Annotated in this window: 22 protein-coding genes; 13 read left to right on the forward strand and 9 right to left on the reverse strand. The window is 66.8% G+C overall.

Annotated elements, in window-relative coordinates:
• From Q7V45_RS02595 to Q7V45_RS02610, 4 genes are all read right to left on the reverse strand, one after another.
• A partial coding sequence (locus tag Q7V45_RS02595; RefSeq protein ID WP_304846489.1) for an ABC transporter substrate-binding protein occupies nt 1–521 on the reverse strand: 521 nt, incomplete at its 3' end.
• Between the two features lie 65 nt (nt 522–586).
• Nucleotides 587–1,471: an ABC transporter permease gene (locus Q7V45_RS02600; protein WP_304846492.1), complete on the reverse strand. Its 885-nt coding sequence runs from the start codon at nt 1,469–1,471 to the stop codon at nt 587–589.
• Nucleotides 1,468–2,406: an ABC transporter permease gene (locus tag Q7V45_RS02605; RefSeq protein ID WP_304846495.1), complete on the reverse strand. Its 939-nt coding sequence runs from the start codon at nt 2,404–2,406 to the stop codon at nt 1,468–1,470. The genes Q7V45_RS02600 and Q7V45_RS02605 overlap by 4 nt, the downstream gene beginning before the upstream one ends.
• 143 nt (nt 2,407–2,549) lie before the next feature.
• Nucleotides 2,550–3,284, reverse strand: coding sequence for an SDR family oxidoreductase (locus Q7V45_RS02610; RefSeq protein ID WP_304846498.1), 735 nt, complete (start codon nt 3,282–3,284; stop codon nt 2,550–2,552).
• Nucleotides 3,285–3,309: 25 nt separating this feature from the next.
• On the opposite strand from Q7V45_RS02610, the gene ubiE reads away from it, so the two are divergent.
• The 10 genes from ubiE to rho all read left to right on the forward strand — a co-directional run bounded on the left by ubiE (nt 3,310) and on the right by rho (nt 12,173).
• Nucleotides 3,310–4,107, forward strand: coding sequence for a bifunctional demethylmenaquinone methyltransferase/2-methoxy-6-polyprenyl-1,4-benzoquinol methylase UbiE (ubiE, locus tag Q7V45_RS02615; protein ID WP_304846502.1), 798 nt, complete (start codon nt 3,310–3,312; stop codon nt 4,105–4,107).
• Nucleotides 4,108–5,634, forward strand: coding sequence for a 2-polyprenylphenol 6-hydroxylase (ubiB, locus tag Q7V45_RS02620; protein WP_304846505.1), 1,527 nt, complete (start codon nt 4,108–4,110; stop codon nt 5,632–5,634).
• Between the two features lie 4 nt (nt 5,635–5,638).
• A complete protein-coding gene (locus Q7V45_RS02625; RefSeq protein WP_304846508.1) occupies nt 5,639–6,379 on the forward strand; it encodes a sulfite exporter TauE/SafE family protein in 741 nt (246 codons plus the stop codon).
• A gap of 13 nt (nt 6,380–6,392) precedes the next feature.
• Entirely contained in the window at nt 6,393–7,619 is a 1,227-nt protein-coding gene (gene coaBC / locus Q7V45_RS02630; RefSeq protein WP_304846511.1) for a bifunctional phosphopantothenoylcysteine decarboxylase/phosphopantothenate--cysteine ligase CoaBC, read from the forward strand.
• A 15-nt stretch (nt 7,620–7,634) separates the two neighbouring features.
• On the forward strand, nt 7,635–8,117 hold the full coding sequence (dut, locus tag Q7V45_RS02635; protein WP_304846514.1) for a dUTP diphosphatase: 483 nt from the start codon (nt 7,635–7,637) through the stop codon (nt 8,115–8,117).
• A gap of 17 nt (nt 8,118–8,134) precedes the next feature.
• The gene (locus tag Q7V45_RS02640; RefSeq protein WP_304846517.1) at nt 8,135–8,596 is read left to right on the forward strand and encodes an Rrf2 family transcriptional regulator; all 462 of its coding nucleotides are present in this window, start codon (nt 8,135–8,137) and stop codon (nt 8,594–8,596) included.
• Between the two features lie 36 nt (nt 8,597–8,632).
• Nucleotides 8,633–9,067 carry a carboxymuconolactone decarboxylase family protein gene (locus tag Q7V45_RS02645; protein ID WP_296333097.1) on the forward strand — a complete coding sequence of 145 codons (435 nt, stop codon included), beginning with the start codon at nt 8,633–8,635 and terminating at the stop codon, nt 9,065–9,067.
• 143 nt (nt 9,068–9,210) lie between these two features.
• Complete coding sequence (locus Q7V45_RS02650) at nt 9,211–9,684, forward strand: GNAT family N-acetyltransferase (RefSeq protein ID WP_304846527.1); 474 nt, start codon at nt 9,211–9,213, stop codon at nt 9,682–9,684.
• Nucleotides 9,681–10,589, forward strand: a complete 909-nt coding sequence (locus Q7V45_RS02655; protein ID WP_304846529.1) for an NAD(P)-dependent oxidoreductase — start codon at nt 9,681–9,683, stop codon at nt 10,587–10,589. The genes Q7V45_RS02650 and Q7V45_RS02655 overlap by 4 nt, the downstream gene beginning before the upstream one ends.
• Nucleotides 10,590–10,793: 204 nt before the next feature.
• A complete protein-coding gene (rho, locus tag Q7V45_RS02660; protein ID WP_304846532.1) occupies nt 10,794–12,173 on the forward strand; it encodes a transcription termination factor Rho in 1,380 nt (459 codons plus the stop codon).
• A 97-nt stretch (nt 12,174–12,270) separates the two neighbouring features.
• Here the strand turns inward: rho and Q7V45_RS02665 are convergent, their stop codons facing one another.
• Nucleotides 12,271–13,170 (reverse strand): NAD-dependent epimerase/dehydratase family protein, encoded by a 900-nt coding sequence (locus Q7V45_RS02665; protein WP_304846535.1) that lies wholly within the window; start codon nt 13,168–13,170, stop codon nt 12,271–12,273.
• A gap of 393 nt (nt 13,171–13,563) precedes the next feature.
• Between Q7V45_RS02665 and Q7V45_RS02670 the strand changes: the two genes are divergently transcribed.
• Nucleotides 13,564–16,629, forward strand: a complete 3,066-nt coding sequence (locus tag Q7V45_RS02670; protein ID WP_304846539.1) for a calcium-binding protein — start codon at nt 13,564–13,566, stop codon at nt 16,627–16,629.
• A 237-nt stretch (nt 16,630–16,866) separates the two neighbouring features.
• Here the strand turns inward: Q7V45_RS02670 and dinB are convergent, their stop codons facing one another.
• The 3 genes from dinB to Q7V45_RS02685 are packed head-to-tail and all read right to left on the reverse strand — an operon-like array spanning nt 16,867 to nt 20,042.
• Nucleotides 16,867–17,946: a DNA polymerase IV gene (dinB, locus tag Q7V45_RS02675; protein WP_304846542.1), complete on the reverse strand. Its 1,080-nt coding sequence runs from the start codon at nt 17,944–17,946 to the stop codon at nt 16,867–16,869.
• 54 nt (nt 17,947–18,000) lie between these two features.
• Nucleotides 18,001–19,362, reverse strand: coding sequence for an ATP-binding protein (locus tag Q7V45_RS02680; RefSeq protein ID WP_304846545.1), 1,362 nt, complete (start codon nt 19,360–19,362; stop codon nt 18,001–18,003).
• A complete protein-coding gene (locus Q7V45_RS02685; RefSeq protein ID WP_304846548.1) occupies nt 19,359–20,042 on the reverse strand; it encodes a response regulator transcription factor in 684 nt (227 codons plus the stop codon). The genes Q7V45_RS02680 and Q7V45_RS02685 overlap by 4 nt, the downstream gene beginning before the upstream one ends.
• 159 nt (nt 20,043–20,201) lie before the next feature.
• Here Q7V45_RS02685 and Q7V45_RS02690 point away from each other — a divergent pair, with 159 nt between their 5' ends.
• Complete coding sequence (locus Q7V45_RS02690; protein ID WP_304846551.1) at nt 20,202–20,996, forward strand: alpha/beta fold hydrolase; 795 nt, start codon at nt 20,202–20,204, stop codon at nt 20,994–20,996.
• A gap of 42 nt (nt 20,997–21,038) precedes the next feature.
• Here Q7V45_RS02690 and Q7V45_RS02695 read toward each other — a convergent pair whose 3' ends face one another.
• A complete protein-coding gene (locus Q7V45_RS02695; protein WP_304846554.1) occupies nt 21,039–22,037 on the reverse strand; it encodes a tetratricopeptide repeat protein in 999 nt (332 codons plus the stop codon).
• Between the two features lie 124 nt (nt 22,038–22,161).
• Here Q7V45_RS02695 and acnA point away from each other — a divergent pair, with 124 nt between their 5' ends.
• Complete coding sequence (acnA, locus tag Q7V45_RS02700; RefSeq protein ID WP_304846557.1) at nt 22,162–24,849, forward strand: aconitate hydratase AcnA; 2,688 nt, start codon at nt 22,162–22,164, stop codon at nt 24,847–24,849.
• Nucleotides 24,850–24,854: the final 5 nt, after the last annotated feature.

The raw sequence follows: 24,854 nt of genomic DNA on the forward strand, positions 1-24,854 counted from the left end.
TCCTTGCCGAGTGACTCCACGCTCTCCTTGTTGTGGATCGCGGTAGTGAACATGGTGAGGTTGAGCAGCAGGTCGGAGAACGGCTCGTTCAGCTCATACTCGACCGTGTAGGGATCGGCGGCGCGGATGTCCTTGAGATTGCCGGCGCGCCAGGCGAGCGGCGCCTTGAGCTCCGGGCTGGTCAGGCGCTTGAAACTGTAGACCACGTCGGCGGCGGTGAACGTCTTGCCGCTGCAGAAGCTGACATCGTCGCGCAGCTTGAAGGTGTAGAGCTTGCCGTCGGGACTGACCGTCCACGACTTGGCGAGGTAGGGAATCGCCGTCTTGCCGTCCCAGTCCATCGCCACCAGCGTGTCCTGGAACATGTTCACGATGTCGGAGGTCGGCGACCAGGTCGTGCGCTGGCCGTCGTAATGCGGCGCATCCAGCGACTTCATCATCCGCAAGGTCTGTGCCTCCGCCACGTGGGAGAGGCCCATTACGCCAAGCAACGCCGTTACGCCCTTCAGGAACTTACGCATCGCTTCCTCGCCTTGTTGTTGTTCAGTGCGTCACATCGGGACCCTTGTCGAAGGAGTGTGCAGGATCATGTCTGCAGCCTCGGATCGAGGACGTCGCGGAGTGCGTCGCCCAGAAGGTTGGCGGCCAGCACGATGACGAAGATCGCGAAGCTCGGGATCGTCGCGATGTGCGGCGCCATGAACAGGAAGTCGCGGCCCTGTGCGGCCATCATGCCGAGTTCGGCGGTCGGCGGCTGGGCGCCCATGCCGAGGAAGCCCAGCGCCGAGCCGATCAGGATGATCTGGCCGAAACGAAGGGTCAGGAACACGAAGATGGTCGAGATGCAGTTGAGCGTGAGGTAGCGCCAGATCAGCGTGCGGTCGGAGACGCCGACGGCGCGGCCGGCTTCCATGAATTCCTGGCTCATGATGCCGATCGCGGCGCCGCGCGCCACGCGGGCCACGTCCGGGACGGTCGCCACCACCAGCGCGATCACCACGGCGGTGAGGCCGGCGCCGAAGATCGCCGCCACCGCGAGGCCGATCAGGATCGCCGGGAAGGCCAGCATGACGTCGACCAGGCGCATGATCCAGCCGTCGAGACGGCGGTAGTAGGCCGCCAGGATGCCGAGGAAGCCGCCCAGGAACCCGCCGAGGATGACGCCGACCAGGCCGAGCATCAGCGTGTTGCGCGCGCCGTAGATGACGCGGCTCAGGATGTCGCGGCCGGTATTGTCCGTGCCGAACCAGTGCTCGGCGCTGGGCGGCTGCATCACCTTGGTGAGATCGGTGAGGTAGGGATCGTAGGGCGCGACCAGGGGCGCGAAGATGGCGGCCAGCCCGATCGTGGCCAGCAGCAGGGCGGCGATCACCGCCACCTTGTCGCGCGCCAGCCGGCGCAGGACGCCGGAGCGGGAGAAGACGCCGTTCTCTTCGGCGGGGGCGGGGGCATTGAGGGTTTCGACGCTCATGACCGCTGCATCCTGGGATCGAGATAGACGTAGAGGACGTCGACGATCAGGTTGATCGTGAGGAAGGCGATCGCGAGGATCATGATCGCGCCCTGCGCCGTCGGGAAATCGCTCGACACGATGGCGCCGACCGCCAGCCGGCCGACGCCGGGCCATGAGAACATCGTCTCGGTGACGACGGCGCCACCCAGCAGGAATGCAGCCTGAAGGCCGATCAGCGTGACCACCGGGATCATCGCGTTGCGCAGCGCATGGTGGATGATCACCACCGTCTCGCGCAGGCCCTTGGCGCGGGCGGTTCGCACATAGTCGGCGCCCAAGACCTCCAGCACGGCGGTGCGCGTCAGCCGCGCGATCGGCCCGATCAGGACGCTGCCCAGGGTCAGCGCCGGCAGCACGAGGCTCGGCAGGCCGCCGTCCCAGATCGGCCCGGTGCGGCCGGTAAAGGGGAACAGCCCCCACTGGAAGCCCATGTACTGAATCAGAACCAGGCCGATGAAGAAGACCGGCATCGACACGCCGGCGACCGAGACCGCCATGATCGCGCGGTCGATCAGGGTGCCGCGCTTCACGGCGGCGAGCGTGCCGAGGGTCAGGCCGAAGGGGATGGCGATCAGCATGCCGCCCAGCATCAGCTCGACCGTCGGCCCGATGGTCAGCGCAAGCTCCTCGCTCACCATCTTGTTGGAGATGATGGAACGGCCGAGGTCGCCCTGCAGCACGCGGCCGATATACTCGGCGAACTGGATGGGGATGGGGCGGTCGAGGCCGAGCTCATCACGGATCGCCGCAATGGTCTCGGCCTTGGCATCGGGGCCGGCGATGATCATCGCCGGATCGGCGGGCACCACCTGAAGGAGACAGAAGCACAGGAAGAGAACCCCGAGCAGCGCAGGGAACGAGATCAGCAGGCGGTGGACAATCTGTCTTCCCATACGCCGTCCTCGGACCGATTCGGCCAAGAGGAAGCGCGCCGGTTTCCCGACGTGTCTCGACGTTTCTCCCTGGCAGCCGCTGCTTCGGTCAGACCTGCGCGGCGTTCGTTATCCGGGAATTGTGCATGTGAATTTCCCGGATGTCACGCCCAGCCACCGGCATGCGGCAGGACATGTCCGGTAATGAAGCCGGCGCCGACGGAACAGAGGAAGCAGATCGAGGCGCCCAGCTCGTCCGACTTGCCGAGGCGCCCCAGTGGAATCTGTGCCGTCATCTTGGCCATCGCCTCGCTGTTGGCGAGAAGGGCCGGCGGAAAGTAGTCGGGGTTCTCGACATAGTTCGAGCCGACCGCGTTCACCGTGATGCCGTCACGCCCGAGTTCCTTGGCCAGCGAGGAGACGAGACCGTTCGCCGCCGCGCGCGCCGAGACATAGGGCGCATAGTTGGCGATGCCGCGCAGCGGCGCGGCCGAGGAAACGAACACGATGCGGCCCGACTTGCGCTTGCGCATCGAGGGCGCGACGAGCTGCGTCAGGCGGAACGGTGCCACGGCCATGACTTCCAGCGCATCGCGATAGTCCTCGATGCGCGCCTCGCTAAGCGGCGCGCGCAAGGCCGGATAGGCGTCGTTGTTCACCAGCGCGTCGATATGGCCGTGCCGCTTCAGGGCGAATTCGACCATCGTCGCCGGCTCGGTGGCCGAGAGGGCATGGGCGCCCGGGAATTCCGCCTCGTACTTGCGCCGTGCGCTCGGCGCCTCGAACGACGGATCATGCGCCAGAACGGTCGCGCCCTGGGCCAGGGCGACCCTTGTGGTGCCGTGCCCTGCGAATTTCTCGACGTTGGTGATCAGGATGACCCGGTCTTTCAGCAGCATGGCGATTCCTCTAGGTTGCGGCCCCATGGACCAAGCCCTTCCCGACGATCCTAGCGCAGCCCGCCCCGAGGGACAGGCCCCGGAGGGGCGTGCCTCCTTCGGATTCCGCGACGTGCCGGCTGCCGAAAAGGCCGGACTGGTGCGCGAGGTCTTCGCCAGCGTGGCCCCGCGCTACGACCTGATGAACGACCTGATGTCGGGCGGGGTGCACCGGCTCTGGAAGAACGCCATGGTCGACGTGGTGAACCCGCGGCCGGGCGAGAAGCTCCTGGACGTGGCCGGCGGGACCGGCGACATCGCCTTCCGCCTGCTGCGCCGGCAGGGCGAGCGGCCCGACGTCACCGTCTGCGACATCAATCCGGCGATGCTCGAGGTCGGGCGCGACCGCGCCGTCGACCGCGGCCTGTTGCAGGGCCTCACCTGGGCGACCGGCGATGCCGAGCATCTGCCGTTTCCCGACCGCTCGTTCGACGCCTATACCATCGCCTTCGGTCTTCGGAACGTCACCGACATCGACCAGGCCCTGCGCGATGCCTACCGCGTGCTGAAGCCCGGCGGGCGCTTCTACTGCCTGGAATTCAGCAAGGTGACGTCGGCGCCGGTCGGCCGCGTCTACGACGCCTATTCTGAGCGCGCGCTGCCTTTCTTCGGCAGGGTCATCGCCCGGGACGCCGATTCCTATCGCTATCTCCACGAGAGCATCCGTCGCTTCCCGCCGCAGCGTGAGCTGGCGGCGCGCATGCGGGCCGTCGGCTTCGAAAATGTCTCCTGGCGCGACATGTCGCTCGGCGTCGTGGCCCTGCACCAGGGCTGGCGCATCTAGATGTTCCGCGCGCTCCGCAACGGATGGCGCCTGCTGCGCATGGCGGTGAGCTTCGCTCGCCATGACGCACTGTTTCCGCTCGAGTCGCTGGGGATTGCGCCGGCGCTGATCGCCTGGGCGCGTCTCTTCGCGCCGCGCAACGACCCGCGCCGTCCGGGCGAGCGGCTGGCGGCGGCATTGCAGGACATGGGCCCGTCCTTCATCAAGCTCGGCCAGGCCCTGTCGACCCGCGCCGATCTGCTGAGCGAGGAAGTGGCCGCCGATCTCGCGCGCCTGCAGGACCATATCCCGGCGTTTCCCGGCACCGAGGCCCGCCGCATCGTCGAAAGCGAACTCGGCCAGCCGCTCGGTGCGATCTTCTCGAGCTTCGACGATGTGCCGGTGGCGGCGGCGTCGATCGCCCAGGTGCATTTCGCGGTCACCGCCGACGGTCGCGACGTCGCCGTGAAGGTGCTGCGGCCGGGCATCGACAAGGCCTTCGAGCGGGACCTCGACCTCTTCTATTGGGTGGCCGAACTGGTCGAGCGCACGCAGCCGCGCTTCCGTCGCCTGAAGCCGGTCGAATCTGTCCGTGCCTTCGCCGATGTCGTGCGGGTCGAGATGGACCTCCGCATGGAGGCCGCGGCGGCGGAGGAGCTGGGCGACAACTTCGCCGACGATCCCAACTACCGCGCGCCCCGCATCGACTGGGACCGCACCGCCGAGCGGGTGATGACCCAGGAGCGGGTCGACGGCATCCCGATCGGCGACCGGGATGCGATCATCGCCGCCGGCCACGATCCGCACGAGATCATGAGGAAGTGCGCCGAGGCCTTCTTCTATCAGGTGTTCCGCGACGGCTTCTTCCATGCCGACATGCACGGCGGCAACGCCTTCGTCGATCGCCAGGGCACCATCGTGCCGGTCGATTTCGGAATCATGGGCCGGGTCGATCAGGACACGCGCGGCTATCTCGCCGAGCTGCTGGTCGCCTTCCTGCGGCGGGACTATCGCGCCGTCGCCGAGGTGCAGTTCCGCGCGGGTTACGTGCCGCCCGACCAGTCGCTCGAGACCTTCGCCCAGGCCTGCCGCTCGATCGGCGAGCCGATCTTCGGCAAGCCCAGCCACCAGATCTCGATCGCCCGCCTGCTGGCGCAGATGCTGCGGGTCACCGAGCAGTTCGAGATGACGGTCCAGCCGCAGCTCCTGCTGCTGCAGAAGACCATGCTGATGGCGGAGGGCATGGGCACCAAGCTCAATCCCCACGTCAACATCTGGGAGCTGGCGCGGCCCTTGATCGAGGACTGGATGGTCACCCATTTCGGGCCCCGCGCCACGGTGGGGCGTGCCGCCGAGGATCTCGTCCAGGGCCTGCGCCGCCTGCCGCGCCTGATCGACAGTCTCCATCTGGTCGCCGAACACGAACGACGCAAGGCCGAGCGTGACGCGCTGCAGCCGCCGCCGTCCAGCCGCTTCTGGCGCCCGCGCTTCGCCGAACTCGTGGCCGTCCTCGCGCTCGTGGCTGCCATCGCCGCGTGGTGGCACTGACCCCGTGTCCACCGATCAAATCGTCATCGGGCTGGCGATCTTCCTGCTCGCCGGCACGGTCAAGGGCCTGGTCGGGCTCGGCCTGCCGGCCATTTCCATCGCGCTGATGTCGCTCTTCCTGCCGTTGTCGGAGGCGATCGCCCTGATCGCGCTGCCGACGGTGGTCACCAATGTCTGGCAGGCGTCGGTCGGCGGCCATTTCCGGCATATCGTGCGTCGCCAGTGGCCGCTGATCCTGCCGCTCACGGTGGTGCTCTACCTGACGGTCTGGCTGATCGGCCAGAAGGGACCCGGCTGGGCCTTCCTGGTGCTGGGCACGGTGCTGATCATCTACAGCACGCTCGGTCTGCTCCGCATACGGCTCACCATCCACGCCGATCTCGAGAAGCCGCTGGCGCCCATCATCGGCCTCGTTTCGGGCTTCGTGGCGGGCGTGGTCGGCGTGCCGATCGTCCCGTTGATGCCCTACCTGCAGGGGCTCGACATCAAGCCGGTCGAGCTGGTCCAGACCCTGGGGGTGGTGCTGTGCGCCACGTCCCTGACCCTGACGGCCTCGCTGCTGTTCTTCGGTGTGCTCGACGGGCCGCGTGCCCTCGTCTCGGGGGCCGCGATCGTGCCGGCCATCGGCGGCATGTGGCTCGGCCAGCGGATCCGCTCCCGCCTTTCGGTGGAGCAGTTCCGCCTGGCCGTGTTCTGGGCCCTGCTGGCCACCGGCCTCTATACTGTCGTGACCCGCCTCTTGTGATAGGCTGACCGCCATGTTGCACGGCAAGCGTATCCTGCTGATCGTCGCGGGCGGCATTGCCGCCTTCAAGTCGCTGGATCTGATCCGGCGGCTTCGCGAGCGCGGCGCCTCGGTGCGCTGCGTGCTCACCGAAGCCGGCGCGAAGTTCGTGACGCCGCTCTCGCTGCAGGCCCTGTCCGAGGACCGCGTCTACGGCGACATGTTCTCGCTGACCGACGAGAGCGAAATGGGCCACATCCAGCTCTCGCGCGACGCCGACCTGCTGGTCGTGGCACCGGCAACCGCCGACCTGCTGGCGCGCATGGCGGGCGGACTGGCCAACGATCTCGCCTCGACCGTGCTGCTCGCCACCGACAAGCCGGTGCTGGCCGCGCCGGCGATGAACGTGCGCATGTGGACGCATGCCGCGACCGTGGCGAACGTCGAGACCCTGAAGAAGCGCGGCGTCACCTTCGTCGGTCCCAACGACGGCGCCATGGCGTGCAACGAACACGGTCCCGGCCGCATGTCCGAGCCGCTCGAAATCGTTGCTGCGATCGAGGCGATGCTGGTGCGCGACCGGCCGCTCGCCGGCAGGCGCGCGCTGGTCACTTCGGGACCGACCCGCGAGGCGCTCGATCCGGTGCGGTTCATCTCCAACCATTCCTCGGGCAAGCAGGGCCATGCCATCGCCGGGGCGTTGGCCCAGCTCGGCGCCGAGGTGACGCTGGTGAGCGGACCGGTCTCCGTGCCCGACCCGCAGGGCGTGAAGGTCGTGCGAATCGAATCCGCCGACCATATGCTCGCGGCGTGTCTCGACGCGGGCACGCTCGACATCGCCGTCTGCGCCGCCGCCGTGGCCGATTGGAAGGCCGCCCGGCCGGCCACCGGCAAGATCAAGAAGCAGGCAGGCGCACCGCCGCCTGCGCTCGAACTGGCGCCCAATCCCGACATCCTGGCGACGCTCTCCAAGGTCGGTCCCCGGCGGCCGGTCCTGGTGGTGGGCTTCGCCGCCGAGACCGAGAACGTGGTGGCCAATGCCGTCGAGAAGCGCACCCGCAAGGGCTGCGACTGGATCGTGGCCAACGATGTGTCGCCGGCAACCGGCACCTTCGGTGGCGAGCGCAACACCGTGCATCTCATCACGGAGGCGGGCACCGAGGACTGGCCGCCGCTCGGCAAGGGCGATGTCGCCATGCGGCTCGCCGGCCGGATCGCGCGGCATCTCGCACAGGCAGGCAAGAAGCAGGCTGCGGAGTAATTCAACGGGGGGCCGATGACGGGCGTCGAGAGCATCGAGATCGAGATCGTGCGGTTGCCCCATGGGCAGGGCCTGCAGCTGCCCGACTATGCGACGGCCGCTGCCGCCGGGGCCGATCTGCTGGCCGCCATCGACGAAGATATCGAGTTGGCGCCGCTGGAACGCCGGATCGTCCCGACCGGCCTCTCCATTGCCCTGCCCCCAGGCTTCGAGGCCCAGGTCCGGCCGCGTTCCGGCCTGGCGGCCAAGCATGGAATCACGGTCGCCAACGCCCCCGGCACCATCGATGCCGATTATCGCGGCGAGGTCGGCGTCATCCTGATCAATCTCGGCAAGGAGCCGTTCCGCATCGAGCGCGGCATGCGAATTGCACAGATTATCATTGCCCGCCATGCCCGTGCCGTCTGGCGAGAGGTCTCGACCCTCGACGAAACGGCGCGCGGTGCGGGCGGCTTTGGTTCGACGGGAGTAACGGCCGGCTCGCTCAAGCGGGCCTGAAGAGGGACGAGAACGGGATGCCTCGCCTCAGCAAGAAGACGATGTTCGCGATCGAGGCGGTTCTCGACGTGGCATTCCATGTCGGCGATCACCCGGTGCGCAGCGGCGACATCACCGAGCGCCAGCGGATTCCCAAGCGGTATCTCGAGCAGGTCCTGCAGCATCTGGTGCGTGCCGGCATCCTGTCCGGCAAGCGCGGGCCGCGCGGCGGCTATCGGCTGGGCCGGGACAAGGGCAGCATCACCCTGGGCGAGGTCGTACGGGTGGTGCGCAACCTCGAGGTCGAGACCGAACCCAGCGACCCCGCGATCGGCTCGCCGCTTGCCCACGAGGTCGTGTGGCCCCTGTGGGAGAAGCTGCGCGAGGAGATGATGGCGCAGCTCGACAACGTGACCATCGAGGATCTCTGCCAGCAGGCGCGCTCCAAAGGGCTCAACGGCGCGGCGGTGCAGCCCCACGCAGGCCACGCGGCGATCTGATATACAGCTCCCCGATTTTATCCGGAGGAGCAAGACATGGCCAAGAAGACCGCAGTCGCGAAGGCGAAGAAAGCCAAGCCCGCGCCGCGCAACAAGAAGCTCTACGACGAGGGCATGAAGATGCGCAAAGCCGTGCTCGGCGCGGCTTATGTCGACAACTCGCTGGCCGGCGCCGCCGACGACGAGTTCATGATGGCCTTCCAGGACATCACCACCGAATACTGCTGGGGCTACGCCTGGACGCGGCCGGGCCTGTCGAAGAAGAACCGCTCGATGCTGAACCTCGCCATGCTGGCGGCGCTCAATCGCGGTCCCGAACTCAAGCTGCACATCAACGGCGCGCTGAACAACGGACTGACCAAGGACGAGATCAAGGAGATCTTCCTCCAGGTCGCGATCTATTGCGGCATTCCGGCGAGCCTCGATGCCTTCAAGACGGCGCGCGACGTGTTCAAGGATCGCGGCATCTGAACGCTCAACGGCCAAAGGTCCCTCGGCCTGCGGCCTCGGGATGACAAACGTGGCGTGAGGACCGGGGTGCGCAAAGCTCGTCGGTCTGGACGCACAATTGTGATCCCGAGCGTAGCGAGGGACCTTTCTCTCAGGGTGGTGCGATGACACGGGTGCGCAATGCGCAAGCCGGTGAGGCGGCCAGCCTCACCGCGCTCTGCCTGCGTTCGAAGGCGCATTGGGGCTACGACGCGGCGTTCATGCGGCTCTGCGTTCCCTCGCTCACGGTTGAGGAAGAAGCAATCTCCGAGGGTCGCGTGCTGGTGGCGACAGACGGGTCCGGCCGGACGGTCGGCACCGTCAGCGTCGGCCGAGACGGCGACGATGCCGAACTCGCGCTGATGTTCGTCGAGCCCTCGGCCATCGGCGGCGGGACGGGACGCCGGCTGTTCGAGGCCGCAGTCGCCTTGGCGCGAAGGCTGGGATACCGGCGCATGACCATTCTCGCCGACGTGAACGCTGCCCCGTTCTACGAGCGCCTGGGCGCCCGCTTCCTGCGAAACGAGCCATCGGATGCGATTCCCGGCCGCGTCCTGCCATTCTATGAATACGACCTCACGTCAGGAGCTTCGTCATGACCACGCTCACGCCTCCCGCCACCATCGCTTTCATCGGCCTCGGCATGATGGGCCGTCCGATGGCGAAACGCCTCGTCGAAGCCGGCTTCACGCTGCGCGTGTTCGATGTCTCGCAGAAGGCGGTCTCCGATTTCGTCGGCGCCCATCCCTCGGCGCTTGCCACGGCGTCGGCGAAGGCCGCGGCGCAGGGCGCGGCCGCGCTGATCACCATGCTGCCCGACGGCAAGATCGTGCGGCAGGCGGTCCTCGAAGGGCAGGACCCCGCGATCGACGGGCTCGAGGCGGGCGCGGTCGTCATGGACATGAGTTCGTCCAATCCGGTCGACACGCAGAAGCTCGCGAAGGACCTTGCCGCCCGCGGCGTGGCGCTGCTCGACGCCCCGGTGTCGGGCGGCGTCAAGCGGGCGATCGACGGCTCGCTCAGCATCATGGTGGGCGGCGCGGCCGCCGATCTCGAGCGGGCGCGTCCGGTCTTCGCCGCCATGGGCAAGACCATCACCCTGTGCGGGCCTGCCGGTGCCGGCCACGCGCTGAAGGCGCTCAACAACTATCTCTCGGCCGCCGGCCTCGTCGCCATGTGCGAGGCGCTGGTCGTCGGCGAGGCTTTCGGACTCGATCCCGGCACGATGGTGGACGTGTTCAACAGCTCGACCGGCAAGAGCAACGCCACCGAGGTCAAGGGCCGCCAGTTCGTGGTGCCGCGCAGCTTCTCCGCGGGATTCACGACCGCCCTGATGGCCAAGGACCTGCGCACCGCGGGCGATGTCGCCAACCACCTCAAGCTCAACATGCCGCACCTGAAGCAGGCCGTGGCCTACTGGACCGCCGCCGACGGCAAGCTGGGCAAGGGCGCCGATCACACCGAGATCTTCCGCTACGCCGAGATGCTGGCCGAAGGAGAGTGACGGGCCCGGCACACCGCCGCGGCTGAGCCAGTCTTTACAGGGCAGGGGGCGGCGTCTATACAGGTGCCACCTAGGGCCTCTGGCGTCGCCTCCCCGGCGGCAACTCGACGGGGCCCCTCCAGTACGACATAGCGCTGTTTTCAGGTTCGGCCGTTCCGGCCGCTGCAAGCGCGTGCGTCATTTCCCCCACCAGATCGAAGACCCATGAATCTCCAGGACCTCAAGAAGAAGAAGCCCCCCGAACTCCTGGCCTTTGCCGAAGAGCAGGGCGTGGAGGGTGCGGCGATGATGCGCCGCCAGGAGCTGATGTTCGCCATCCTCCAGAAGATCGCCGCCGCCGACCAGGCGATCTTCGGCGTCGGCACCATCGAGGTGATCCCCGACGGCTTCGGCTACCTGCGCTCGATGGAAGCCAACTACCTGCCCGGCGCCGACGACATCTATGTCAGCCCCCAGCAGGTCCGCAAGTTCGGCCTGCGCACAGGCGACACGGTCGAAGGCGAGATCCGCGCACCCAAGGACGGCGAGCGCTACTTCGCCATGGTGCAGATCAACAAGATCAACTTCGACGATCCCGACGCGCTGCGTCACCGCATCAACTTCGACTCGCTGACGCCGCTCTATCCCGACGAGAAGCTGAAGCTCGAACTCGACGGCGGTGCCGCCGCCATGGCGCCGGTCGTCACCGAGGAAGCGGTGGGCGGTTCGAAGGCGACTTCGTCGGGCCGCGTCGGCACGCGCCGCACCGGCACGCTGACCAAGAAGGCCGGCACGACGGCGCAGCAGCAGCTCGACATCTCGACCCGCGTGATCGACCTGATCGCGCCGATCGGCAAGGGCCAGCGCGCCCTGATCGTGTCGCCGCCGCGCACCGGCAAGACGGTGCTGCTGCAGAACATCGCGCACGCCATCACGGCCAACAATCCCGAGGTCTTCCTCATGGTGCTGCTCGTCGACGAGCGCCCCGAGGAGGTGACCGACATGCAGCGCACCGTGAAGGGCGAGGTCGTCAGCTCGACCTTCGACGAGCCGGCCAGCCGTCACGTCGCCGTCGCCGAGATGGTGATCGAGAAGGCCAAGCGCCTGGTCGAGCACAAGAAGGACGTGGTGATCCTGCTGGATTCCATCACCAGGCTGGGTCGTGCCTACAACACCGTGGTGCCGAGCTCCGGCAAGGTGCTGACCGGCGGTGTCGACGCCAACGCGCTGCAGCGCCCGAAGCGCTTCTTCGGCGCGGCCCGCAACATCGAGGAAGGCGGCTCGCTGACCATCATCGCGACCGCCCTGATCGATACCGGCAGCCGCATGGACGAGGTGATCTTCGAGGAGTTCAAGGGTACCGGTAACTCGGAAATCATCCTGGACCGCAAGGTCTCCGACAAGCGCACCTTCCCGGCGATCGACATCACCAAGTCGGGCACCCGCAAGGAAGAGTTGCTGGTCGACCGCGCGACGCTTTCGAAGATGTGGGTGCTGCGCCGCATCCTCATGCCGATGGGCGCGGTGGACGCGATCGAGTTCCTGCTCGACAAGCTGCGCACCTCGAAGACCAACCAGGATTTCTTCGGGTCGATGAATCAATAGCGCGACCTCTCGCCGCTTTGCCCTGTAGGGCAAAGCGGCTAGGGCGCGGGTGGGCGGCAGCGCTTGTCGTCGAGCGCGAGAGCCCAGGATCGAACATCTAGAGCGGCAGTTCGGCCTCGATCCAGGCCGTCGCGAACGCGTGTTTGGGCTGCCAGCCGAGTTCGTCGCGTGCGCGCTTGGCGCGGACGCGACTGTTGGAGCCGAACGTATAGGCGGCGCTGTTCTCCCCGAGTTCCTTCGCCGCCTCCTCGAACGGCCAGGCTTGCGGCGCGCCGAGACCGAGGCGACGAGCGATGGCTTCGCAGATGTCGCGATACGAGGCCTCGCCGTTCTCGGCGAAATAGAAGGCGCCCGCCGGCGCCTTTGCGAGGGCCAGGCGATAGAGGTCGGCCACGTCCTCGACATGGACGTTCGACCAGATGTTCAGCCCCTTCCCGACATGGCGCACCACGCCTGACGCCTTTGCCCGCTTCGCGAGGCCGGGGATCTGGGCGCTGTCGCGCGCCAGGCCAAGACCGTTGCCGTAGATCATGGACGGGCACACGACGATGGAGCGGACATCGCGACGGCTCGCGTCGCGGATCGTCCGGTCGATGGCGACCCGCGCCCGCTTCCCCGGCACGGGGTCGACGGGCGTGTCCTCGTCGTAGACCTTGTCCGAGGCTGCATCGCCATGGGCGTCGTCGGCCACGATGCTGGAGCCGCTGGTATGAATGAACGGCTTGTTCGAGCCGGCGAGGGCCTCGAGGAACGCGTCGACGGCGCCCCGATGGTCGCTGCTGGCGGTGTTGATCACCGCATCGGCGCGCCGGGCCTCGGTTGCGAGAAGCGCGGCATCGTCCAGCCCGCCGATGACAGGCTCCACGCCAAAGGACGCAAGCCTGCGGCCCTTCTCCGCATCGCGCACGAGTCCGCGCAGGCTGTGGCCGTCGTCGAGCAGGCGGCGCGCGAGGGTGTCGCCGATATAGCCCGTGGCGCCGGTCATGAAGATGTTCATGGTCAAGTCTCCTGAACCCGTACCTCCCAGATGAACCATTGAACTGGCTCGAGTCGAATCCATTTGAGCCATAGAATTCAGCGTCTTGCTTGATCGAAGTTCGACACGGTGGAGGCGGCGGAAGCACCGGGCAAATGGCGCTGGCTGTCCGCGGCTTCACCGGAACCCGAGAGAGTGATGGCATTGCCACTGTTCCAAGGGTTCATCCGCGGAATGTCGGGTTGAATCAAGGCAGTGCTCTCTTCCGGCTCAACCGGCGGGGTGTTAGCGTATGCGCGGGGTCGGGCAGGACTGGGGATGCCTGCCTACTTGGCGAAATTCGGTTCTGGCAAATTGTAGCGCGTTGTTGCCGATCGTTTCTTCGATGAGAGACACGACAGGGAAGGAACCGTTATGGCGACCATCAATGGCACGGCCAGCGCAGAGACGTTGCTCGGGACCGACGATGCCGATCTTCTGTTCGGCTTCGATGGCGACGATACGCTGAAGGGCGCTCGCGGTGCCGATCTTCTGAACGGTGGCGCCGGCCTCGATACCGCGAGCTACGACACCGCACTGACCGGCGTCACGGTCAGCCTCGTTGCGCCGGCTTCGAATACAGGCGATGCGGAGGGCGACACCTTCGTTTCCATCGAGAACCTGACCGGTTCGGCCTTCGCCGATGTCCTGACCGGCAACGACGTCGCCAACGTGTTGATGGGCGGCGGCCAGGGCGACATGCTGAAAGGCTTCGGCGGCCTCGACACGGCGAGCTATGCCAACGCCCTCGGCGGCGTGGTTGCCAACCTGACCGCGCCCGCCGGCAATACCGGCGATGCGGCCGGCGACAGTTACTCGTCGATCGAGAACCTCACCGGTTCCGGCTTCGACGACGTGCTGACCGGTACCGGCGCCTCGCCGTTCGCCAATGGCGTGAACGTGCTGTCCGGCGGCGGCGGCAACGACCTTCTGCAGGGCCTCGGCGGCGCCGATTTGCTGCACGGGGGCTCGGGGATCGATACCGCGAGCTATGCCAACGCCGCAGAGGGTGTCGTCGCCAGCCTGGCGGCGCCGGCCGGCAACACCGGCGATGCGGCAGGCGACAGCTACGTCTCGATCGAGAATCTGACCGGGTCGGCCTTCGACGACTCCCTGACCGGCAATGCCGGCGCCAATGTGCTGACGGGCGCCGCCGGTGGCGATGCGCTGAACGGCATGGATGGCATCGACACCGCGAGCTATGCCGGCGCGACGGCCGGTGTCGTGGCAAGCCTCGTTGTGCCGGCGTGGAATACCGGCGACGCCGCGGGCGACAGCTACCTTTCGATCGAGAACCTCACCGGCACGCTTTTCGCCGACACACTGGTCGGCGACGGCGGAGCAAACGTTCTATCTGGCCTGGATGGGGACGACGTGCTGCGTGGCCGGGCGGGTGCCGACGGATTGAATGGCGGGGCGGGCACTGACACCGCCGTCTATTCGGACGCCACGGCAGGCGTGGTTGCCAGCCTGACCGCACCCGCCGGCAATACCGGGGACGCGGCCGGTGACACGTATCTGTCGATCGAAAACCTGACCGGCTCGGGTTTTAACGACGTGCTGACCGGCAACGGTCCGGCAGGCGGCGGTTCTGGCGTCAACGTCCTGTCCGGACTGAGCGGTAGCGACGTGCTGCAGGGACGGGCCGGTGCCGATCTGCTGGACGGCGGCACGGGGGAAGATGCTGCCAGCTATGCCAACGCCACGGCTGCAGTTTTCGCCAGCCTGTCGACACCGGCCTCGAACACCGGCGAAGCGGCGGGCGACAGCTACGTCTCGATCGAAAACCTGATCGGTTCGGCCTTCAACGATACCCTCGTCGGGGACAGCAGCGCCAACAACCTGTCCGGACTCGGCGGAAACGACGTCTTGATGAGCCGCAGCGGCGGCAACATCAACTTCGACACCTACACCTTCTCCTTTGACATCGAAATCCTGGACGGCGGCGACGGAAGCGATACCGCGAGCTACGCGACTGCCACGGCGGGCGTGGAAGTCTACATGTTGAATCCGTTTTCGAATACCGGTGAGGCCGCCGGTGATGTGTACATTTCCATCGAGAACCTGACCGGCTCGGCCTTCGGCGACACACTGGGCGGCGATGCCGGCAACAACACCCTGAGCGGGCTCTTCGGCGACGACAAGCTCCTGGGCGATGCCGGCGCCGATCTGCTGAACGGCGGTACCGGTAACGATACGGTCGACTATTCAGGCTATGGGGCGGCGGTCGGCGTCGTCGCCAGCCTGACCAATCCCGCGATCAATACGGGCAATGCGGCGGGCGATACATACATCTCCATCGAGAATCTGATCGGCACGAACTCCAGCGATACCTTGGTCGGCAACGGCGGCGCCAATCGCCTGTACTCGAGATCGGGCAACGATTTCCTGTATGGCATGGGCGGCGATGACATCCTGCGTGGCGGCATCGGCTACGATACGTTCGACGGCGGCGACGGCAGCGACACTGTGGACTACAGCTGGCTCTCCCAAAGCGTGAACCGCGACCTTGCCCTGACCAGCTGGCAGCAATGGGACCTCTTCATCTCGATCGAGAATGTGATCGGCTCCGCCCACGGCGATGTCATCAGCGGCGACGGCGGTGTGAACGTGCTGACCGGCCTCGGCGGCGACGACGTACTGCGGGGCAGGGGCGGCGCCGATGTGCTGAACGGCGGGGATGGGCAGGATACCGCGAGTTATGCCGGCGCCCTGACTTCGGTCGTGGCGGATCTTGCCACCCCCGCCGCCAACGATGGCGAGGCTTATGGCGACACCTTCATTTCCATCGAGAACCTGACGGGCTCGTCCTTTGTTGACCTGCTCAAGGGCAATGCCAGCAACAACATGCTTACAGGCGGCGCAGGGGGTGACTTCATGGATGGCCGGGGCGGTCTGGACACCGCCGGCTATGGCAATGCGACGGCAGGAGTCACGGCGAGCCTGGCCAACCCATCGTTCAATACCGGTGATGCCGCCTCCGACTTCTACATCTCCATCGAAAATCTCAGCGGCTCGGTTTTCGCGGACAGCTTGACCGGTGCCAGCGGCGCCAACGCACTGAACGGCGGCGATGGCGCGGACATCCTGACGGGCCTCGGGGGCAAGGATACGCTCACCGGAGGGGCAGGGCACGATCGCTTCGTCTTCACGGCCCTGTCGGACTCGCTGGCGGGGGCGCCCGACCTGATCGTCGACTTCGCCACCGGCGATCTGATCGACCTGCACCTGATCGATGCAAACCTGGGCAGTAGTGGCGACCAGGCGTTCCACCTCGACGGGACGTTCGGCGGTGCCGGGGATATCCGGGTCTCGGCGTACGACTCCGTGCAAAACCGGACGGTGGTCGATCTCTACGTCGACAATAACTCCTCGGTGGATGCCCGCATCTGGCTCACCGGCGACCGCTCGAACCTGACGGAAGCAGCCTTCATTCTGTAGGTTGGCGCATTCACCCGGATGGTTTTTTCAGGCTTAAGACCGAAAGACCTTCGGCAGTCGGCTCGGGGCGCCTTCTAGCGCCCGTGGCGTCTGAAGTTGAGCTTCATCGACGGAGTCCAGTAAGAACGATGCTTGGTCGGTTGAAGTAAGCCAACTCGCAAGCTCTGCGGCTGTACCAACTTCGAACGCCTGGTCCAAATTTGCGTCGATCTCTTCGGTACGGATGAAGAATGCCTCCTAAAGAGCCAGGGTCATCTGCGGCGACACCGTGCGCTCCTCGCGCTGGTGCAGGTTATGGAGGGAGACGCCGAGCAGGCGCACTTTCTTCTCCAGGGGAAAGATGGATCGCACCAGTTCGCGCGCCGTGCGTTCCAGGACCTCGCGGCTTTCGACGCTTTCCTCGAGCGTGCGGCTCCTCGTCACGATCCGGAAGTCGGCATACTTGATCTTCACGGTCACCGTGCGGCCGACGATGCCGGTGCGCTCGCAGTAGGCCCAGACATCGCCCAGCACCGAGGCAACACCCTCTTCCACCGCCGCCGGCCGGTCGAGATCCTCCATGAAGGTCGTCTCCGAGCCGACCGACTTGCGCGGCCGGTTGGGGACGACGCGGCGCTCGTCGTGGCCGCGCGCAATAGCGTGATAGTAGGCGCCGGAACGCCCGAAATACTGCTGCAGGAACTCCAGCGTCTGCGCTTTCAGGTCGGCGCCGCTATGGATCCCCAGCCGGTTCATTTTCTCCGCGGTTTTCGGCCCGACGCCGTGGAAGCGGCCGACCGGCAGGCCTTCTACGAAGGCCGGCCCCTTCTCCGGCGGGATCACCGTCTGGCCGTCGGGCTTGCGATGGTCGGAGGCGAGCTTGGCCAGGAACTTGTTGTAGGAGATGCCGGCCGAGGCGGTGAGGCCCGTGCGCTCCAGGATACGCGCGCGGATCTCACGGGCGATCTCCGACGCGAGCGGCATGCCCTTGAGGTTGGTCGTGACGTCGAGATAGGCCTCGTCGAGCGACAGCGGCTCCACCAGCGGCGTGTAGTCGAGGAAGATTTCGCGGATCTGGCGCGATACTTCCTTGTAGACCTCGAAGCGCGGCTTCACGAAGTGCAGCTCCGGACACAGGCGCTTGGCGGTGACCGAGGGCATGGCCGAGCGCACGCCGAACTTGCGTGCCTCGTAGCTGGCCGCCATCACGACGCCGCGCTGCCGCCCGCCGACCGCGACCGGCTGGCCGCGCAGCGAAGGATCGTCGCGTTGCTCCACGGACGCGTAGAAAGCGTCCATGTCGACGTGGATGATCTTGCGGATCTCGGCTTCCGCCATGGCCCGAGTATAGGCCCGTCGTGGACCGAGGTCCCCCGGGTCGGTGCCGCGGCCTTACACCGGGCGAGCGGGTCGCAGTCGAAGCGTGAAGACCGCGCCTCCCCCGGGCCGGTCGTCGACCGAAATGGTGCCACCGTGCGCGGCGGCCACGCGGGTCACGATGGCCAGCCCCAGCCCGCGGCTCTCGGGCTGGGCCCGGTCGCGCCGCCAGAAGCGTTTGAAGATCTTCTCGCGCTCGGTACGCGGCACGCCGGGGCCTTCGTCCAGCACCCGGACCGTTCCGTCGGCGGCGACATCGACCTCGATCGCCCCACCCGCCGGTGTGTGGCGAATGGCGTTCTCGACGAGATTGCGAACCGCCCGGAACAGCGCTTCGGCATGGCCATGCACCCACACCGGTGTCTCGGCGCCGGTCAGGGCAATCGTTCTGTCGCTGTCGACCACGAGCGGCGCCATGAAGGCGACCGCGTCGGCACAGACGTTCTGCAGATCCGCCCTGGCGTTGCCGTCCACCACGAGCACCTCGAGTTCAGCGATATCGAGAACCTGGTTCACGGTGCGCGTCATTTTCACGATGTCGGTCTCCAGCGATCGACGCAGCGGCATGTCCTCCATCGAATCGACCCGGGCGCGCATGATGGCCAGTGGCGTCCGCAGTTCGTGCGCCATGTCGGCCGTGAATTCGCGTTGAGCGCGGAAGCCGGCCTCGAGCCGGTCGAGCGCCTGGTTGACCGCATGCACGAGCGGCACGATTTCGGCCGGCATCGACTGCTCCGACAGGCGGACATCGGTGCTGGCCGGCCCGATCGACGTCGCCGTTTCGGAAGCGGCGCGCACCGGGTCGAGGGCACGGCGGAAGATCAAGATGTCGATCAGCAGGAGGAGCAGCAGGATCGGAAAGGTGATCCAGGCGACGCGCGGAAGGAAGGAAGCGACGATGTCGTCGATGATGACGTCATGGTGCGCCAGGTCCTGTCCGACCTGTATCCAGTAGAGACGGTCGCCAATGGCGCGCGGTACGTTCACGCCGATGAGCGCCGGACCCTTGCTCCGACGCTGCATGAACGAGTCTTTCGTCAGCGAATCGTTGCCCGCCGAGAGCGGCGCCTCGTCCGGACGCGAGGTGAACAGCAACTTCCCTTTAGAATCGAGGATGGCATAGGCATAGAGGGCGTAGTCGCCGGAATAGATGGGCTGGGCCTCCTGCGGAATTTCGAGCGTGACGCCTCCATCGGGAGTGGGTCGCAGGAAGCTCGCGATCGTGAGGGCCTGGGCGCGTAGCGCGTCGCGGTGGAGGCCGTTGGCTGCCTCGTTGAGCAGCCAGTAGAGCGCCAGGGGGATCAGGATCGAGGTGACGCCGATCGCCACGACATGCAATGCGACCACACGCGAGAGGATCGACCGGAAGCGCCTCAAACGGTGGCCTTTTCCTCGGACAGCAGATAGCCGACGCCGCGAACCGTATGGATCTTCACGGTCGCGCCGCAGTCCGACAGCATCTTGCGCAGGCGGTGGACGTAAACCTCGACCGCGTTCGAGCCGACATCCCCCGACAGGCCGAACAGCTGGTCCTCGAACAGGCGCTTGGGGACCACATTGCCGCCCCGCCGCAGCAGGATTTCCAGGATCGCCGTCTCGCGGGCCGCGAACACCCGCAACGTGCCGTCGACGAAGACCTGCCGCCCTTCGGTCTCCAGCGAAACGTTTCCGAAGGACAGCTGGCGGCCGAGCAGGTTGCCGGGCCGGCGCAGCAGCGCCTGAAGGCGCGCCACCAGCTCCTCCATGGCGAACGGCTTCACGAGGTAATCGTCGGCGCCCGCCCTGAGGCCATTGACCCGGTCGCTCACCCCGTCACGCGCCGTGAGGACGAGAACCGGCGTCGAATCACCGCGTCCGCGGACGCTGCGCAGCAGCGTCAGACCGTCCTGATCGGGCAGACCGAGATCGAGAACGATCGCCGCGTAGCGCATGGCGGCCAGCGAATGCGCGGCATCGCCGGCATTGGCCACGGCATCCGCGGAGAAGCCGCTGCGCGCCAGGCCCTTGACCAGCAGGCTGACGAGTTCGTCGTTGTCCTCGACGAGAAGGACCCTCATGGGCGTCCACACTCCCTGGACGTATTGGCGATGGCCGCAATCCTAGCACGGCCGGCGTCGAGGACGCGCCATACAAGCTGCGGGTCAGGCTGCCGCCCGTCGCCTCGGACGGGAGGATCGCCGTCTTGACCGGCGGCTGAGGCGCCCTGAAAAGAGGCGATGCCCTCCGAAGACGTATTCATCGATCTCGGCGACCGCCGCCTGCGGGTGCGCCGCCTCACGCCGGTCCAGGATGACGGGCTCGATCGCACGGTGCTGGTCTTCCTGCATGAGGGCCTGGGCAGCATCGAGATGTGGCGCGACTTCCCCCAGAAGCTCTGCGACGCCACGCGCTGCGCCGGCATCGTCTACGACCGCACCGGCTACGGCCGCTCGAGCGCCTGGCCGTCCGATCCCGGCGTCCGCTACATGGAGATCGAGGCCGACCTCGTCCTGCCGCGCCTGCTGGCGGCACTCGGCATCGAGGATTGCGTGCTGGTGGGCCACAGCGACGGCGGCACGATCGCGCTGAACTATGCCGCGGCCGATCCCGAGCCGCTGCGGGCCGTGGTGACCCTGGCCGCGCACGCGATCAACGAGCCGGTCTGTGTCGAGGCGATCACCCGAGCCCGCGCGACCTTCGCCTCCGGCGACCTGCGCCAGAGGCTCGCGAAGTATCACGACGATGTCGACGGCGCCTTCCATCTCTGGGCCGACGCCTGGGTCGCGCCGGGCTTCGAGCCGATGGACGCCAACGGCAGGCTGCCGGGGGTCGTGGTGCCGGTGCAGGCGATCCAGGGCGAGGACGACGAATACGGCACCGAACTGCAGCTCGGGATCATCGCCGGCAAGGTCGGGGGCTACTGCGAGACGCGGCTGGTGCCGGACTGCGGCCACAGCCCCCATCTGCAGCGGCCCGCCCACGTCCTGGCGGAGATCACCCGCTTCGTGTCGCCGCTGGCGCTGCTGGGGTGAGGGGTTATTGATCAAGCTCCGTCGTCTCGACGGGGGTACTTGTCAAAGCCGCTTCAGCTCGCTGGAGGCCGCCCAGTTCAGCTCCGATACGGTGGGACAGCGCGCCTGGGCGAGCTGGAATTGTTCGCGGGCACGCTGCTTGTCGCCGCGGCGGACGGCGTCCATGCCGATGAAGAACGCGGCCGGGCACTTGCCGTTGGCGCGCTTGGCCCCGTCGTCGGACTCGGCGGCGACCTCGAGTTCGCCGGCCGTGCCCTTGCCCATCAGGAACCGAAGGATCGGGCCGGGCCACTCGTTCAGGCTCTCGGCCCCGACGTCGCGGACGAGGGTCGTGCGGGCCTCGCGCCGGGCACGGACCTGCGCCGCATAGCGCCACAGCAGCGGCGCCTGCTTCGACTTGAAATTGGGCCGGCCCGCAAGCGAGGCATCGAAATCGTCAGCCGCCGGCGCGTAGTTGCCGAGATTGAAATTTGCATGGCCGCGGTAGAACAGCGCCGATCGCCGCTCGCCCGGCGTCTGGGCGCCGGCGAGGGCCGTATCGAGCAGGCCGAGGGCACGCTGGAAGTCGGCGATCTGCATGTAGACCTGGGCCTGGGCGATCGTCAGGGACGGATCGCCGGGCTTGCGCTGCAGCGCGCTGTCCAGGGTGCGCAGCGCCGCCGCCCGGTCGCCGCCGCCCGCCAGGCCGGGCATCGTGCTCGACAGCACGACCTGCCAGTCGCCTGGCAGGACCTTGCCCATCTCGGCGATGTCCTTCTGACTGTCGGCCTCGCGGCCCAGCCGGCTCAGCTGGAACGCACGGATACTGAGATAGATGGACCGATCGAAGGCCGAGAGCTGGGAAGCCGACAGGATTTTGTTCAGCGATTCGAGGGTCGCGCCGCCGCCGCCGCCTGTCGCGCCGGGCAGCGAAGGTGCAGCAGGTCCGCCGGACGAAAAGCCACGCGCGCTGGGGTCCCAGGATTCGACCGCGTTCCGCTGCGCCGCCGCCTGCCCCGACAGGGCAAGACCCGCTGCAAGAACCCCAAATGCGTAACCCATTCGACGCCGCATGCGTCCAATCTGACACAACGGCCGCAAAGCCGCATCCGCCGATTGCCTGTGGAGGTGCATGCCCCTATTTTGCCCCACATCCGCAGAGAACCGACCTTCCAGGAGTGTAGATATGGCCGCCGCCCATCCCAATAGCTTCAAGGCTCGAAAGACGCTGAAGGTCGGTAGCCGCAGCTATACCTATTTCAGCCTGAAGGCGGTCGAGAAGGAGGTCGGCGACCTCTCCCGCCTGCCGTTCTCGCTCCGCGTCCTGATGGAGAACCTGCTGCGTCACGAAGACGGCACGACCGTCAAGAAGACCGACATCTCGGCGTTCGGGGAATGGCTGAAGAACGGCGGCCGGTCCACCAAGGAGATCAACTTCCGCCCGGCCCGCGTGCTGATGCAGGACTTCACCGGCGTCCCCGCCGTGGTCGATCTCGCCGCCATGCGCGACGCCATGGGCAAGCTGGGTGGCGACGCCAAGAAGATCAATCCGCTGGTTCCCGTCGACCTCGTGATCGACCACTCGGTGATCGTCGACAATTTCGGCAATTCGAGCGCCTTCGGCTCCAACGTGAAGCTCGAATACGAGCGCAACCTGGAGCGCTACCAGTTTCTGCGCTGGGGTTCGATGGCGTTCGACAACTTCCGCGTCGTCCCGCCGGGCACCGGCATCTGCCACCAGGTCAACCTCGAGTACCTGGCCCAGGTCGTGTGGACCAAGAAGGAAGGCAAGGAGACGATCGCCTATCCGGACACGCTGGTCGGCACCGACTCGCACACCACGATGGTGAACGGCCTGGCCGTGCTGGGCTGGGGCGTCGGCGGCATCGAGGCTGAGGCCGCCATGCTCGGCCAGCCGCAGCCGATGGTCATTCCCGACGTGGTGGGCTTCAAGCTCACGGGCAAGCTCAAGGAAGGCGCGACCGCGACCGACCTGGTGCTCACCGTCACCCAGATGCTGCGCAAGAAGGGCGTGGTGAACAAGTTCGTCGAATTCTACGGCGACGGTCTGGCGGACCTGCCGCTGGCCAACCGCGCGACCATTGCCAACATGGCGCCCGAGTACGGCGCGACCTGCGGCTTCTTCCCGGTCGACGAGATCACGCTGGGCTACCTCAAGACCACCAACCGCGGCCCGGCCGCCAAGCTCGTCGAGGCCTATGCCAAGAAGCAGGGCCTGTGGCGCTCCAAGAAGTCGCCCGAGCCGGTCTTCACCGACACGCTGTCGCTCGACATGGGCGACGTCGTGCCGAGCCTCGCCGGGCCGAAGCGCCCGCAGGATCGCGTGCCGCTCGACGACGCCGCCCAGCAGTTCGTCGCGAACATGGAGAAGGAATTCGACCGCAAGGACGACGGCAAGCGCATCCCCTGCGAGGGCACCGACTATGACCTCGGCCACGGCGACGTAGTGATCGCGGCCATCACCTCCTGCACCAACACCTCGAATCCCTATGTCATGCTGGGCGCCGGACTGATCGCGCGCAACGCGGTGAAGCTCGGCCTCAAGGTCAAGCCGTGGGTGAAGACGTCGCTGGCGCCGGGCTCCCAGGTCGTGACCGAATACTTCGAGGCTTCGGGCCTGCAGAAGGACCTGAACAAGCTTGGCTTCAACCTCGTCGGCTACGGCTGCACGAGCTGCATCGGCAATTCCGGACCGCTGCCCGACCCGGTCACCAAGGCGATCGGCGACGGCGACCTGGTCGTGAGCTCGGTGCTCTCCGGCAACCGCAACTTCGAAGGCCGCGTCAATCCGCTGACCCGCGCCAACTACCTCGCCTCGCCGATGCTGGTCGTGGTCTACGCGCTGGCCGGCTCGATGAAGATCGACATCACCAAGGATCCGATCGGCATCGGCAAGGGCGGCAAGCCCGTCTACCTGAAGGACATCTGGCCGTCGAACATGGAGGTCTCCAAGACCGTCGACAAGTTCGTGACGGCCAAGGCCTTCAAGAAGCGCTACGCCAACGTCTTCGAGGGTGACCGTTTCTGGCGCGGCATCAAGACCAAGCCCAGCCTGACCTACGCCTGGGACGACAAGTCGACCTACGTGCGCAACCCGCCCTACTTCGAGGGCATGGGCAAGACGCCGGCCGCGCTCACCAACATCACGGGCGCCCGTCCGCTCGGCCAGTTCGGCGACTCGATCACGACCGACCACATCTCGCCTGCCGGCTCGATCCGCAAGGACAGCCCCGCCGGCAAGTACCTGATGGAGGAAGGCGTCGAGGCCAAGGACTTCAACCAGTACGGCACGCGCCGCGGCAACCATGAGGTCATGATGCGCGGCACCTTCGCCAACATCCGCCTCAAGAACGAGATGGTCCCGGGCGTCGAGGGTGGCTTCACCCACCACTTCACGACCGACCAGCCCGAGCCGATCTACGACGTGGCGATGCGCTACAAGAAGGAGCACACGCCGCAGGTCCTGATCGCCGGCAAGGAATACGGCACCGGCAGCTCGCGCGACTGGGCGGCCAAGGGCGTCAACCTGCTGGGCGTCAAGGCGGTGGTCTGCGAGACCTTCGAGCGCATCCATCGCTCGAACCTGGTCGGCATGGGTGTGCTGCCGCTGCAGTTCAAGGACGGCATGACGCGCAAGACGTTGAACCTCACCGGCCGCGAGACCTACGACGTCAGCGGCATCGACGGCGAGCTGAAGCCCGGCATGGACGTGCCGCTTACCATCCATCGCCCCGACGGCGCGTCGGAGACGATCATGCTGACCTGCCGCATCGATACCGCGGAAGAGGTCGGCTACTTCAAGAACGGCGGCGTGCTGCACTACGTGCTGCGCAACCTGGCCCAAGCGGCCTGACGCCG

This window comes from Reyranella sp. (assembly GCF_030651995.1).
Classification (GTDB): domain Bacteria; phylum Pseudomonadota; class Alphaproteobacteria; order Reyranellales; family Reyranellaceae; genus Reyranella.